The sequence below is a fragment of the Rhizobium sp. SVR5-2C genome, assembly GCF_056755115.1.
This window is the reverse complement of sequence record NZ_JBNDHT010000009.1, coordinates 1-13958: the sequence shown is the minus strand read 5'-3', so window position 1 is coordinate 13958 and position 13958 is coordinate 1. Positions and strand designations below refer to the sequence as shown.

The window sequence follows — 13958 nt, the reverse complement described above, 5'->3', positions numbered from 1 at the left end:
CCGAGTTGGCGGATGGGAATTATCTAAACTAGCCTGCTCCCGTAATGTTCCGCATTTGGCTCCAAAGCTTGGGAAGTCAAAAACACCCGTACTGGAGGGGAAATCGGCAGTTGGCACTGAAGATCAGGGCGAGCCGCGCGAGCCATTCCGTAGACCTGTCCTAGGACCTTTGTCCAACTAGTCGACTGCGGCGAAAAGCCTAACTGCTGAATGACTAGGAAGCGTTGGTTGCTGGGGTGACGTTCCTCGTATCCCTCCTCCAAGGGAAAAGGAGGTCACAGCTTTGTTCACGGTCCCAGCTTGTGGCCTCCTTTAACTCTCAGGCTCTTGGCGCGTGTGACTGGACTGGAGACGATCACGGATCGTTCTGAGATAGACCAACCAGCCGGCGTGTCCGGGAAGCCGCTGTCGACGCATGCAACGTCTGCGGGGGCATGGGCCATCGCCGGCAGGCTCGGCGCGAAGCTAATCGATCTCGGAACCCTGGTCATTCTGGCCCGCTACCTGACGCCCGCGGACATGGGGCTGATCGCGATGGCCATGACGGCCGTCCTCATCGTCGAGGCCATTCTCGACCTTCCAATCGCCGCAGCACTCCTGCGGACCCAGAACCCCACCGACGATATGTTCGATACGGCGTTTACGCTTGGCGTGATCCGTGGTCTCGTCATCGGCCTGATACTTGGAATCCTGGCCTGGCCCTTGTCGCAGTTCTACGGGTATCCCGAGCTCGCCGCCGTCATCGGAATCCTCAGCTTAGCCCCCGCAATGCGGGGGATGGCGAACCCAAGGATGATCATCTTCGCCCAGCATTTCGATTTAAGACGCGATTGCGCCATCGACGTCGCATCGAAGAGTTGCGCCTTTCTCGCCGCGGTCACAGTCGCCATCGTCTTTCACAGCCATTGGGCCATCGTTGCGGCGATCATCGCGACGCCGCTTGCCGCTCTTATCCTGTCGTTCGCCTTCGTCCCCGTTGCGCCAAGGCTTACCCTTGTTGAGTGGCGTTTCTTCTCGGGCATCTTCGGATGGAATACGCTCACGCAGTTCATCTCGGCGCTGAACTGGCAGCTCGAGCGCCTTATGCTCCCCCGCTTCATCCCTGCCGCTCCCTTCGGCAAGTTCACGGTCGCGACGGACATCAGCTTCATTCCCCATCAGGCAGTCGTCCAGCCGTTGGTGAAGCCGCTGGTCGCGACCTTTGCACGCTTTGAGGATACGAAGGAGCTTGGCAGCATCTACTGCCAGGTGGTCGGAGGCTACATGCTATTTCTGGGCTTGCTCTACATGATCATGGGTGCTCTTGCGGAGCCGTTGATCGCTATCGTCTTCGGTCCTCAATGGCTGTCCGCGGCGCCGATCCTGGCCTGGCTGGCGATCATCAACATCATCGCCATACCGCTTCTGCCCCTCGTGCCGCTCGCGCTCAGGCTTAACCAGATGCATTTTCTCACAATCCGGATGGCGGCAGAGATGGCGGTCAGGATCCCGCTGACACTCGTCTGCATCGCCCTTTATGGCGTGAACGGAGCTCTCGCAGCTCAGACGGCCGCGGCTGTTGCCGTTCTGGCGATCGTGCTTTGGAGCGTTCGCGAGATGACGGGCGCAAGCGTGATCGCTCAGGTAGCCGCGTTCATACGGCCGCTAACCAGCCTCGCGTTAACCTTTGCGCTTTTCAGATATGCCTCGCCATTTCAGTTCGAGGGACAGGATATTCTCGCCCACCTATGGCGAGCCTCCGCCGCATGCGCCTTGATGATAGCGTGTTACGGCGGGCTGGCGGCAGCCCTTTGGTGGCTCGCGGGCCGACCAGAAGGCGCGGAAACCTACGCAATCGGAAGAGTCCTCCAAATGTGAAAGTTTAGCCGCGTACCGCCGCGCGAAGCCCAGTGTCGCTCGCGAGCCGAGCAAGACCTACATATGTTCAGCGAGAAGCCCTTCCCTCTCAGGCGATCAGATCTCACCTACAAGCAGCTCGGCGCGCGCCGCAATTCTTTCATAGGCGCGATCGATTGGGTCGCGCGCGTCAGGGATTGGGAGAAAAGGATGCATCCCCAGACGCAGCAGAGCCTTCAGGTGATCCCGTCCGGATTCGAAGCCGGCGACTCGCGCAAATGGCTTCATCCTAAAGCCGCCAGGATAGAGGCGGGCGAACTCAGCGAAGTTCGTGAAGCCCTCGTAATTGTCGGCCCAGAGGAGGAAGCTCTCGGCAGGCGCTCCTTCGGCGAAGATCACCTCATGGGTTTCGAGCACCACGTGGAAATATTCGATCACCTCGCCGTCGGCAGGAGGCACCGGCACAATAGACATCCCATTGACGAGGTCCTTCACCAGGATAAGGCTGCCATCAACGAACAGAGCGTGGCCAGGGGAGAGATAGAGGTCCCTATAAGGTGTCCCCTCGTCCAGTGCATTCCGTGAAATGCGGATCGGCACGACGTCGGCATTCCAGGAAGAACCGCTTCGCTTGTAGAGGCTACGACCGATCCATTTGACCGGCTTGACCGGACCGGGTAGGGACAAGACAAGGTCCCCGACCTGAAGATCCTCCACGCATCTCTCGCCTGCCCAGGTTAGGATAGAAGTGCCGCGGAGAAAGCACGGGCCACCATTGCCGTTGCCGTTGTTGCCGTTGCCATTCCCACCGCCGTTACCATTGCCATTCCCGTTGTTCCCGTTGCCGTTGCCACGGCTCTGTGCTTGGGCGCTGAACCCAGAAAGCATAGTTGAGCCGGCGATTGCCATCGCCGTTACCCTGGCACCTGTTGCAGCAGCGAGACCGAGAAAATGACGCCGTGCTTGATTGAGCTGTGATGGTCGTTCTTTTGCCGACATAGCTCTCTCCTTTGACTTACATTTCGGAGATATTTGGCCCCTATTTTCTAGCGAAATGTCTATGTGGGAAAGCTGTCCCATTGGCTGCCCGCCGCAGCCATAACGACAATGGTTCAGGCAAAGGAGGGGGCCTCTCAGTCTTTTGGAGGGGTGGTGTGCCACCAGGAATGCCAGACGCTCGCGACCGCCGCGCTGGTAGGGGCTGTTGGCTATCTGGCAGCTATTCCAATGATCTGTGGGACCTAAGGCCGTCTTCCAGAGCTTCTAGGCTTGCGGTACGCTACCAAGAGTTGGCGGGCTGGGAGGAACATGCCAATGATTGAATCATGCAGCCGGTTCTGGCGAGCGGCTAAAAGCCGCCTCTCATCGCGAAGGATCGATGTTACGGTCGTGGCCGATCCCGCCCTTATCTCCTCCTCCGCCGTTTCCCTTTCCACATCAGCACTTCATGCGGCACTGATGGAACATCTTGAGCGGAAGGGGATCATTTCCGCAGAGGAGCAAAAAGCAATCTTTGAGCGCGCACTGGAGTTGCTGGAGACCGATCCAGCTGACGATGGTGGCATCACGGCACTTGCGCAAAACCTCATCGAACAGCAGCTTCCACAAGGTGAAATCCCGCAACGGGTCAACGCCTCTTTTTAATGCGCCCAGTTCGGAACATTAGGGGCGTCTAATTGTTGATTGTTTGGGATCGCGTGGCATGGTTCGCTGATAGACCCTTCCTTTGCCTTACTGGAAAGCCGCGCGATCCTTTCTTCGTCAAACTGCCCCGCTTCGGCGGGGCCTCTTTTTGACCGTACGGTTCCGAACGGGAACAGGCCCCGATCCCGAGCGTTTGGGTGACGGCCGCGCGGTTAGACTTCCTTACCTCAGCCGCCAGTGGTGTTAGATTGCAGCTTTCATCCTGGTGCCGCGCGGTCACCTTTCCCCGTAACCTGCCCCGCTTAGGGGTTTTTTTGGAACATTACGGAACCAGCTTTGTTTGGCGCGCTTGGGGGTGCGCGGCAGTTCTTCTGTTCAGCCCGGATGACACCCATCTCCGGGTGCCGCGTGGTCAATCCCGCGCTGAATGGCTAGGGGACACAAGAGGCGCGGCAAGGGCTCGCTTTTCCGTAGGAGCGGGCCCTTCGATCTTAATCCAAATTAATTATTGACGCGCAGGCTCCCCGGAGCTTTAGTTTTCGGCGCTGGAGCCCCCCAAAGTGCAGCGCATGACGGCAACGGTGTTCCCCACTATCCCGAGGCCGCCATAAGACCAAGGGCTCGCCATTCTCCGACCCTTTTGGACGGGCCCTTGGTCGTATTTCCATGTCTAGTGCGACGGCCCTGCCCCGCAGAGCGAGGTGCTGACGGCCGATGTGATCGATGCGCTCCGGACACACTCGGTAGGTTGGCGGCGGTCTTGGAGGCTCTCAGCTGATGGCTAAGCGCACGCCACAGACGGGAACAATGGGCAGCCTTGATTGTTCTCCGATCGCGTAACAGGAGACTGTCCGTCGATGGCGAGGTATTATTTTCACATCCGTACTGGCGATCAATTGGTCGAAGACGACGAAGGTGTCGAGTTGCCGAACGTCGCGGCCGTTCAGCAAGAGGCCCGCAACGCTGCTCGCGAGATGATTGCGGAATTAGTCATGGGCGGCGAGCAGATCGCGGCACAGCGCTTCGAAATCGTGGATGAAAGCGGCGATATCGTCGCGGTTCTGCCGTTCGGCTTCATGGTCCTGGATTGACCCCAGCAGATGAACCGCGCCGGGAAATGGCGGTCAGGCGCCGGAACATTCGATAGAGCTCGGGCGTCTACTATCTGGGATCGTGTGGCAGGCTGATTGTTTTGCTCCTTCCTTGCCCTTGGAGGGCCGCGCGATCCTCTGGATCAGACTGCCCCGCTCAGACGGGCCTCCGTACGTTAGCGGACACCTAATTGCTATGGGCGCCGTCGAGGCGTACATTTTGTCATCGGTCCACGTATGCAACCGGGTGTCGACCGCTTGAGAGACAATCTGCTCTTGCCCCAATGGAGAGCGATCATGTCATCTGTTTTCGAGCTACTTTCTTGCACAGACGATGAGATTGAACTTATCAGCTCGGCATTGAGTTGCCGGTCGCAGAGCAACCAAGTCAATCTCCAAAGCGAAGGTGGCCAACAAGCGCTCACGGCCGCCATCTCGCTCGTTAATGCGGGCGTCAAGGCACCAGAGGAGATCGCTGCAAGCCTCGATGCGCGCTTTACGCAAAGCCGCAATGCCGTCCAAGCTGATGACGTGTCAGCGTAATCCTAATTGATTATTGACGCGCAGGCGCTGGCGGAGCTTTAGTTTTAGATGCTGTAGCCGCCAAGCACAGCACCTAGCCGCGGCAGCCGCTCTCCAACCAACGCCGTGGTATGCGACAGGGCTCGCCATTTCTGACACGTTTGGACGAGCCCTGGTCGTATTAAGGCCGGACGATCGGCGTCCTGAACATGGTCTTGTTCGCTCGCTCCTGAGCATCATCGAGCTTACTGCTCAACACCTCGACGCGGGTCGCGACCTTGTTAATGCTCTCAATCGCGGTGTCGAGTTTCCCCCCGAGCGATTCCACGACGCGATCAACGCGCGCGTTTGCCGCCTCGATCCCCTTCTTATTTTCCGCCGTCGCCTCAAGAGCTCTCGTCACCTGGAATGAAAGCGGTGGAATTTGCGACACCTGCTGCTGGGTGTCGTCGAGAACCTTCTGTGTCCGCTCTTGAGCACTTCGAATATCGGCGATGTCGCGGTTAAGACTGACCCATACCCCGCCGACGGCAAAGGCATTGGCCAATCCAGCGCCGATGATGGCGATGAAATGAACCGGTCGGCTTCTCAACTTCGATGTGCATGGTGTCTCCGTTCATTCCTGCGCGCCCTGCCCTTCAAATGCTCTATGCGATGCTTGACCGACGAAAGCCGATCGACTATTTCGCCGCCGCCGTGCTCGCTAAGCTTCGAGGCGGCAACAGGAGGGCTCGGCCTTACGAGGAGGCCGGGCCCTCGCTACCAGCAGCCCTGAGAGGCGCCGAAGCGATTATGTGATGCCACCTGGTTGGCAAATGGCCGGTCGTTTCGGAGGATGAGCACCGACGTCTCAAGGCTTGGCTGAAGCTTCTCGAACCCGGCGCATGCAGTCGGCTTTGTCGCTGTCTGGCAGCCCGAAATCATTGCACAGAGCGGCAGCATCAAGCGAAGAGACTTGACCATTAATTTTTCCTTTTTCGGCGAAGCGCTTCACCGCAGTTTCTAGCGCCGCGGTTGCGGCTTGCTGGCGCCCCTCAGAGCGTCCGACGAGGATTGCAGGGTAGATGGCAACGAGAGCGCCCAACGCCGCTCCCGCTCCAATCTTGAGCCATTCAGGCAGCAGCTTGAGCATTGACCGCCACCTTCAGATCGAGGGCATCCTGCAGCTCGTCCCTCTTGCGCTTAGCGTACCAGCGATAGGCAAGGCCGCCGATCGTCAACACGGCGCTGGCGATGATCAGCCCCGCGACAAGCTTGCCGATGAATTCGCTGCTCGTGCTGAGCGGCGTCAACTGGTCCTGAGCCTGCTGCAGTGTGCCGGCGAGAGTGCCGGAGCCAATGCCGCCCCCGGTCGTCGCGTCCGCAACTGCCAGCACCGGAGCGGGCTTCGCGTCGGAGATCAGCGCCTTGGCTTCGCCGCCGGCGACATACTCGATCTCGGGGCCAACCGAGCCGGTTGCCCAGGCTTGACCGACCGCGCGCACGCCGTTGACGCGGGCTGTCCAGCCTTTGCCGAACGTCTTCCATGTCTTCAGCGCCTTGAGGAAGGCAAGACGCCGGTCGAGGATGCGCGCAATCAGGCTGTCGTTGTCGTTGACGCCCCCGAGAGCGAGAAGCGTCCCCTGCCCGAGAATGCCGTCAATGAGCCCTTGATAGAGACCCATCGCCTGAAGCGCGCGCTGCAGCCATTTGACCGACTGCGCAACGCCGGAATGCACCGAACCGTCAAAGACGACACAGGAGACGCCAGGCGCCAGCTTGTCGCCCTTGATTTCGTCCCAGTATTTCTGGCGGTAGATGGCCTCCAGCTCGGAGTTGCTGATGTTTCTTACCGGCATGAGGGGCAGACCATGCGAGCGGCGATACTCGTCATAGACGCGTTGCGTGACGCCCTTCATCGTTGCGCCGCCGGGATCCTTCGGATTGTTGGAATAGCCGCCTTCGATGATAAGCACCTTGGCGAGAGAACGTGCGAATTCGTTTGCGGGGTCAAGGACCTGCATAGGGATGCTCCGATTTTGTAGGGTTAGGCAGAAGACGGTCGCGAAGGATGCCTGCTCATCCTGATATCTTGCGATAACCAGACGCATTGCCGCCTGATATGGATAGTAGGTCTTGAGCACCTCACGGACGCTAGAGCGGCCGCAGGGGGTGAGTGGTTAAGCTGCGGCCCGCTCTTTCTCACTTTTTCGAGGTGCGCGAATGTTCTGGGATTTTTCCACAATCACTTTGATCTTCATTGCGCTTCTTGTCGGCCGAGAAGCTCAGACTGTGCTTGCCAAGGCGCGGCTATCGAACTGGCCCCGCTTCACACTCCGATAAACGCCTCGGACAGGAACACGTCCATTGGATGTTAACCGGCCGTTATCCTTACCGGTTCATTTCGATGGCACGAATCGAGGTGCGCCCCATCTAAATTGTCGCGCCGCACATTCCTCCCTGCGGCAAAAGGAGACCCGGTGGCACCCCAGAATTTCTGCCGGGTCTCCGCACCGTCGCGAAGAACTTCGCACGATCCATGGGATGCTCCATATACTTCGGAAGGTTCCGGCAAGCCGCCGGCGCGTAGAGCCGACCGCTTAGTTTGTGGCGCGCGGAACGTCTGTTCTGCCGCCATTCATGATCGGCGCTGTAGAATTGCCAAAGCAACTCTTAAGGAGGACCAGGAGGACTCTAAATGCGCGCACTTGTTATGCTGATAGCGGCCGCAGCCGCCGTGATCGCCCCGTCCATCGCACTTTCTCAGGAAATTTATATCGGGCCCGGCAGCCCCCGATATTACGATTCACCCCGCGGGTACTATGACGCGCCGCGCTATGACTACGACGACGATTACCGCTACCGTTATGATCGCCGCGCTAGCCGCCGTTGTGATCCCGACCTTGCGATGGACAAGGCGCGTGATCGGGGTATCCGCCGCGGGCGCATTGTAAACTACTCGTCAAACTCTGTCGCAGTTGACGGAATGACGCGCAGAGGTCCCATGCGTGCGGAGTTTTATAACAAGCGAGGTTGCCCGATTATCCGGACCTTTTACCTCGATTAATGGCTGAAGCGCGGATGCGGGTGGCCGGAACCTTCCGGCGGCCTCATTGTTCCCCGAGTCTCTTCTGCAAACCGAAGCTTATCTCGGCCAACTTCCCGAGCGCGACGGGAAAGACGACGGTGCACATAGCCGGCGCGTCGGCAGAATCAATTCGGCACTTGCTCTCGATCGTGGCCTTGGTCATTGTCGCTGCACCAGTTCTCGCCTTTTCCTAAAGAAGTGTGTATCGACGTCCGACGCAGCATTGAATGTGCTGCGCCGGTGGCTGACCCGGCGCGGCATGGAGACCCGGTAAGGCCCCAGCCCTATGCCGGGTCTCCGCTCTCGCCGCGAAGTGCCGCGTAGAAGTTTGAGCGGATGTAAAAGCTCCCAATTGACTGACGGTCTGATTTCTCACTATGTTTGCGCGCTGCCCACACATTGGGCAGTGGGGCGTGGAAACCCCTCAGAGGCGGCTTTGTGCAGCCGTGACTTGCACTCTCCGAACAAACGGTCGGGGAGGCCCGCGCGTATGTTCAGGGGGCAACCCTAAAGGCGCGGGCGCTCTCCTCTGAGAGTTTCCAACTCCCCGACTCTTGTTCAGGGGGAAATTATGCGCCTGATCGCAAAGACCGTTCTGATTATCGGCACAGGCGCCATGGCCGCCGCCGTGGCACCATTTCTGCTTTTGGCGTTTATTGTGCGGGGCGCGGTTGCCGCATACCGGTGGGCTGAACTGCAAGGCGTCTATAACGGCGACAAGGTTCGGCAGGACCGCGCTAGATACCTGAACCGAATACTTTAGGGCCAACTGATCGGCGTCAGCGCAGCAATGAACTCCGAGATCGACGGCGGCTGCATCGTTCCGGCCGCAACCGCCGACTGCATGGTGGCCATCTCGTCGAAGACGGTGTCCTGCCATTCCTTGTAGGCTTGCGCTTCCGCAGCATATTGTAGGTTGGCACTGTTCAGCCATGTGAAGATCGTTAGACGGCTGTCGTATTGCCGCTCTTGCGCGACGGAATCGAGGTGCGCATCGAACGCCACCTTGTAATGGTCGAGCGTCGGCGCTTCGCCGGGAACGATGACACTTCCGAATGTTTTTACGACCATTGCAGCACCACTCCTGAAACATCCACGTTCTTGTTGTTCAGCGTCTTCACTCGCCAGCGCATCGACGCGCCGGAAGGTTGCCCACTAATCGACGCGGTTCCTTCATAGACCTTGACGCCATTCAGGTTCGTGGAAAGCGCCAGCGTGACCGCCGACCAGGTCGTGCCGCCGTCACGCGAGACTTCGGCCGTGACGTCGGTGTTGATCGTGATTGCATCGACTTCCACAAGCTGAACGGCTAGGCGTGCCGTGGACGGTGCGCTAGCTGCCGTGTAAGCGGCAGAAACCAATGTCATGTTGTTGAAGCTGGCGGCAGTGGATTTCGTTTCGATCGCCGACATAATGAAGACGTTCGCGGTCGAAGAGTACCCCGATACGTCTGGCGTTCCGGCCTCGTCAGTTGCACCGTCTTTAAAATACGAAACAAAATTCGTTACAGCAGAGCCAAAGCGAATAGACGCCGATCCTGCCGCCGTATCAAAGGCAACGACATGGTCTTTCGTATTGTCGAGAACGAACGCAACCCAATCGCTCCAGACGCTCCCGCCAACGGGCGGCGTGACGCTGTTTGAGCCGCCGAAGGTAATACGGGCCGGGGTCGGTCCAGACGCCGCCATGTCCCAAGCGTCACCGCTTGCGGCGGCTTGTCCGACAAAGATATTGTTGATTTGCTTCGGTGTGCCGCTAGATGGCCCGGTAACTTGAATGCGAATAAATGTCCCGCTTGCCGCCAAGCCGGCGGCGCTAATGCGAGTTCGATACTTTCTTTGTGTGGTAAGGGGTGCATCAGTATTGACCGGCAATGACGCTACATTTGAAACCGTCGAAGTCGGTGCGTACCAGTCATTCGTCGCGTCATATGCCTGATTGGTGGATCCGCCCGTATTGACACCCGTTTCGTCATCGAACGCGTCAGCAATCCCGCCTTTCATCCCCATGCGCGAGCCTTTCAGGTCCGCGATTTCGAGCGCAAACAAGGCGTCGTTCTTACCGCCGCTATTTGCTGCAACCGATTCAATCGCAGCCTGGACCGTCGTTGGAGATCCCGGAAGATTGGCGACAGCATTGCTGAACGACACATCGGGGGCCGTGGATGCGAGCCACGCCTTAGCCTGCGTGTTCGTCAGTGTCTTGACTGCTTTCCCGGTCGTCCCGCTGTACGCAACAAGAGCGCCGTCAACGGACGATGCGGGACCGGTGACGACGTCGGCGGCTAGTACGCCGCTATCCTCAATCGTCTTGCCGCTTGTGCCTACATATCGCGGAATACGGCCCGCCACGGACGCACCCGAGCCGATAACATCGCCTGTACCAGTGCCGTCCGTTCCCTTTGCCGCAACCAGTGACCAATAGGAATTCGCGGTTGTCGGCAAGACAGGCGGCGCGTGACCTGTTGTCGCTTGCAGCGCGATCCACGCCGAACCGTTGTCCAGCACGCCGTCACGCGCGGCATAAGCGGTTGCGCCGGAATAGGCTCCGCGCCAATTGATGCCGAGATCGCCGGCCGGGATGGTGAAGGTGATATCGAAAGGGTCGCCCGCTTCGCCGCTTCCCGTCACGGCCATGCTGGCGCTGGTGCCAGGAGCGCCGGTGACAACAGGCTCGAACGTCACGGCAGGCGCCGGACCCTGCGGTCCAGTTCCGTAGCTGAACGGCCCTGCCCAATCGGCGGACGCTGCCGATGCCTTGATGTAGAGATCAGCCGGGTTAACGTCGACCGCGAGGAACGCGAAGCCCTTCGGTCGATCGTCATATGTCGCGAGATCAGCCGTGTCGCCGGATGCATCATAGCGGTAAAGCGTCCCTGCTTCGAGCCCGACCAGAAGCCGCGACATGATGTTGCTGTTCGCCTCGAGCTGCTCGCTGAACGCCGTGGCGCGCAGCAACGCATACAAATAGGGGCCGGTTGCGCCGGTCCATTCGAGCGCCGCCGTGGCATGCGTGTCGTCCTCGATCGAGGCCAGCGGGAGAGGATTGCCCTCGCCCTGCACGAAGATCGTGCCGCCGGCGACGTTGGCGATCTGCCACGCAGTACCAGTGCCGACGATCGCAGCACTGCCGTTCGTCAGGGCGATCGTCCCTGCGATGTAGTAATCAGCCATGTTGTGGAGTTCCTTAAGGCAGCGGCGCTAAGCCGGGATGCCGAAGATGTAGTAGCGGATCGCATAGGCCGGAGCGGAAACGTCGTCGCTGCCAAGCACATACTGATTGTTGCTGTTTTGTGTGTATTTGTAGCGATAGACGTTCCCGCGGAACGTATGGAACCGAGCCAGATTCGTGCCGAGTTCGACGTAAGTGCAAACGCCCGACGTCCATCGGATCGTGCTTCCGCTATCGGGGTTTCTCGCAAATCCCGCAGCCGTGAAAGGCAACCTTACGCGTTTCGAAGCAGTCGACGTGCCTGGAGCAAAGGTGCTGTTCAGTCGCCCAGAGCCGTGGATCGTAAAGTACTTGATGAACGGGAAAAGTCGTAAGCGGTGTCCCGGTCGCACCTTGACCAACATGCTTCAAGTAGTTTCGAGGATTGCCGCCATGACGAGACGGCCGCTTCGCGCCAATAGCTGTTATCTCAAACACGCCGTCGGTTCCACCGCTGCCGTTCAATATTGATCAGTTCGGAAGGTCTTCACACAGATAGTCGTGTGTTCTGGTGTTCGGATAGACAGCAGAGGAAAGCGAAAGCCACCATTGACGAGATGGTGCCTCAACAAGGCTGAGCGGGAACATCATCGTTTCGCTCTTCAAAACGAACGATATGGTCTGCCTTTCATCGAAGAACGAAATTCTGACCTGCTGAAGGTCAAAAGGAATAGGTCTGCGGCCCGGCGTAACGAATTCCGGCCAGAGTCCTCCGGTGGCTACCCCGTTCCCGCTTTTGGTGGCTGGGGTAATCCTCATTTCGATGGCCGCCGGAACTGGCGATCCCCTATCGTTCGATTGCTGGATTATGTCGCGTGTCGTGCTGCTTCCCTCTCCGGGTGTGTGCACGTTTCCCAGGAATCGTTGATCCAGCTTGCACATGAAATGACGAGGTGTCTGACGAACGCGCTCGATGTCAGCGCGGTCGATAGCGAGGGCGGGCGCTGCGGTCAGAACGCTGGTGATAGCGGCGATGAGTGGACGGAACATCATTTTCCCAGTCTAGGCGCGATTCGTTACAGAACCCTCAAGCTGCCCTCTGAACGCTTGCGTGCCAAAGGTTTGCGAAGTTTTGCATACCAGCCCACGAAACCAGCCAACAGTAGCGGGACGACCGCTTCAGGCCGACAGGAGCTCTTAGAGAGCATTATCCTGCCTGGTAGTTCCAAGGCAGGAGACCATCAATCTGGGTTTGCTTATGGCCGCCAACAATGGCGGTGAGCGTGCTGGTCAAATAACTGAATGGATCGACGGCATTGAGCTTGCACGTCTCGATCAGCGAGGCGATGGTTGCCCAATTCTCGGCTCCCGCGTCATGCCCGGCAAAAAGCGCATTCTTCCTGTTCAGAGCTATCGGCCGTATGGTTCTTTCGACACTATTGCTGTCGATCTCGATGCGGCCGTCGGTCAGGAAGCTGCAAAGGCCATCCCAGTATTTTGCGATGTAGGTGAGTGCTTCGCCGAGCGGCGATTTGCCAGCAACACGAGCCCGATGCTGTGTGAGCCAAATCCGCATGTCGTTGATCAACGGTGCTGATCGTTCTTGCCTTCCGGCAAGGCGGGCTTCGGGTGAGAGACCGCGCAACTCAGCTTCGATGCGATAGAGTTCGCCGATCCGCTTCACGCCTTCTTCGGCAATCGGCGTTGAACCAGTGCGGGTGATCTCGACCAGCTTACGCCGGGCATGCGCCCAACAATAGGCAAGCCGGATGCCGGGACCGGTGCGGTCCGGCGAGATCAGGCGATTATATCCCGCGTAACCGTCCACTTGGAGGACCCCCGTGAATCCTTGCAATATCCGCTCGGCATGTTGACCGCCGCGACCGGGAGCATAGGTGAAGGCTACACCTGGCGGGGCACCTCCGCCCCATGGTCGGTCATCGCGGGCCAGCGCCCAGAAGTATCCGATCTTGGTTTTGCGGGAGCCTGGATCAAGAACCGGAGCACGGGTCTCGTCCATGAACAGCTTGGTCGAGCGCTTCAGGTCGGCAATTAAAGCGTCGAATACCGGACGCAGTTCGAAAGCTGCTCGACCGACCCAGTCGGCAAGCGTGGAACGGTCAAGGTCGATGCCCTGTCGGCTCATGATCTGAGCCTGTCGGTAAAGAGGCAAATGATCGGCATATTTGGACACCAGCACATGCGCGATGGTTGCCTCCGTAGGTAATCCTGCATGGATCAGCCGAGCGGGTGCTAGAGCCTGAGCGACGCCGTCGGTGCAGTCACGGCAGGCGTATTTGGGACGACGGGTGACGATGACACGGAACTGCGCCGGGATGATATCCAGCCTCTCGGACACGTCCTCGCCGATGCAATGAAGGCACCCGCCGCAAGCACAGATCAGGCTTTCCGGCACGATGATCTCTTCTATGCGTAAGAGGTGGGCTGGAAGAGAACCGCGATTGCTTGCGCGTAGCTTGGCGTGCTGCTTACCCGAAGGGCTATCGGCCTCGTCCTCAGCATGGACAGCGGCAATAGCCGTCTCAAGGTCCTCCAGTGCAAGATCGAACTGCTCTGGATCAGCCTTCTCGGATTTGCGGCCGAAGGCAGCCTGCTTCAAAGCGGAAACCAGCTTCTCCAGCCGCTCG

15 protein-coding genes are annotated in these 13958 nt (G+C 58.9%); 6 read left to right on the top strand and 9 right to left on the bottom strand.

Annotated elements, in window-relative coordinates:
* The first annotated feature begins 390 nt into the window (after positions 1–390).
* A complete protein-coding gene (locus ACPYOI_RS04300; protein WP_481422572.1) occupies positions 391–1857 on the top strand; it encodes an oligosaccharide flippase family protein in 1467 nt (488 codons plus the stop codon).
* 96 nt (positions 1858–1953) lie between these two features.
* Here ACPYOI_RS04300 and ACPYOI_RS04295 read toward each other — a convergent pair whose 3' ends face one another.
* On the bottom strand, positions 1954–2835 hold the full coding sequence (locus ACPYOI_RS04295; protein WP_481419094.1) for a Hint domain-containing protein: 882 nt from the start codon (positions 2833–2835) through the stop codon (positions 1954–1956).
* A gap of 309 nt (positions 2836–3144) precedes the next feature.
* Between ACPYOI_RS04295 and ACPYOI_RS04290 the strand changes: the two genes are divergently transcribed.
* The 3 genes from ACPYOI_RS04290 to ACPYOI_RS04280 all read left to right on the top strand — a co-directional run bounded on the left by ACPYOI_RS04290 (position 3145) and on the right by ACPYOI_RS04280 (position 5114).
* Positions 3145–3480, top strand: a complete 336-nt coding sequence (locus ACPYOI_RS04290) for a hypothetical protein (protein ID WP_481419093.1) — start codon at positions 3145–3147, stop codon at positions 3478–3480.
* Positions 3481–4337: 857 nt separating this feature from the next.
* Positions 4338–4571 carry a DUF6894 family protein gene (locus ACPYOI_RS04285; protein ID WP_168833152.1) on the top strand — a complete coding sequence of 78 codons (234 nt, stop codon included), beginning with the start codon at positions 4338–4340 and terminating at the stop codon, positions 4569–4571.
* Positions 4572–4868: 297 nt separating this feature from the next.
* Complete coding sequence (locus ACPYOI_RS04280; RefSeq protein ID WP_481422571.1) at positions 4869–5114, top strand: hypothetical protein; 246 nt, start codon at positions 4869–4871, stop codon at positions 5112–5114.
* Positions 5115–5274: 160 nt separating this feature from the next.
* On the opposite strand, the gene ACPYOI_RS04275 is transcribed toward ACPYOI_RS04280, so the two are convergent.
* From ACPYOI_RS04275 to ACPYOI_RS04265, 3 genes are all read right to left on the bottom strand, one after another.
* Entirely contained in the window at positions 5275–5685 is a 411-nt protein-coding gene (locus tag ACPYOI_RS04275) for a hypothetical protein (RefSeq protein WP_481422570.1), read from the bottom strand.
* A gap of 258 nt (positions 5686–5943) precedes the next feature.
* Positions 5944–6225: a hypothetical protein gene (locus ACPYOI_RS04270; protein WP_481417515.1), complete on the bottom strand. Its 282-nt coding sequence runs from the start codon at positions 6223–6225 to the stop codon at positions 5944–5946.
* The gene (locus tag ACPYOI_RS04265; protein ID WP_481417516.1) at positions 6206–7096 is read right to left on the bottom strand and encodes a glycoside hydrolase family 108 protein; all 891 of its coding nucleotides are present in this window, start codon (positions 7094–7096) and stop codon (positions 6206–6208) included. The genes ACPYOI_RS04270 and ACPYOI_RS04265 overlap by 20 nt, the downstream gene beginning before the upstream one ends.
* A gap of 674 nt (positions 7097–7770) precedes the next feature.
* Between ACPYOI_RS04265 and ACPYOI_RS04260 the strand changes: the two genes are divergently transcribed.
* Entirely contained in the window at positions 7771–8139 is a 369-nt protein-coding gene (locus ACPYOI_RS04260; RefSeq protein WP_481417517.1) for a hypothetical protein, read from the top strand.
* A 592-nt stretch (positions 8140–8731) separates the two neighbouring features.
* Complete coding sequence (locus ACPYOI_RS04255; protein ID WP_481417518.1) at positions 8732–8923, top strand: hypothetical protein; 192 nt, start codon at positions 8732–8734, stop codon at positions 8921–8923.
* Here ACPYOI_RS04255 and ACPYOI_RS04250 read toward each other — a convergent pair.
* The 5 genes from ACPYOI_RS04250 to tnpC all read right to left on the bottom strand — a co-directional run.
* Complete coding sequence (locus ACPYOI_RS04250; RefSeq protein WP_481417519.1) at positions 8920–9231, bottom strand: hypothetical protein; 312 nt, start codon at positions 9229–9231, stop codon at positions 8920–8922. The two genes, ACPYOI_RS04255 and ACPYOI_RS04250, sit on opposite strands and share 4 nt — an antisense overlap.
* Positions 9222–11333 carry a hypothetical protein gene (locus ACPYOI_RS04245; protein ID WP_481417520.1) on the bottom strand — a complete coding sequence of 704 codons (2112 nt, stop codon included), beginning with the start codon at positions 11331–11333 and terminating at the stop codon, positions 9222–9224. The genes ACPYOI_RS04250 and ACPYOI_RS04245 overlap by 10 nt, the downstream gene beginning before the upstream one ends.
* 27 nt (positions 11334–11360) lie before the next feature.
* Positions 11361–11603: a hypothetical protein gene (locus ACPYOI_RS04240; RefSeq protein ID WP_481422569.1), complete on the bottom strand. Its 243-nt coding sequence runs from the start codon at positions 11601–11603 to the stop codon at positions 11361–11363.
* Positions 11604–11841: 238 nt separating this feature from the next.
* Positions 11842–12360, bottom strand: coding sequence for a hypothetical protein (locus ACPYOI_RS04235; protein ID WP_481422568.1), 519 nt, complete (start codon positions 12358–12360; stop codon positions 11842–11844).
* A gap of 157 nt (positions 12361–12517) precedes the next feature.
* Positions 12518–13958, bottom strand: a 1441-nt coding sequence (tnpC, locus tag ACPYOI_RS04230) for an IS66 family transposase (protein WP_481422567.1), incomplete at its 5' end; no start/stop codon positions are given.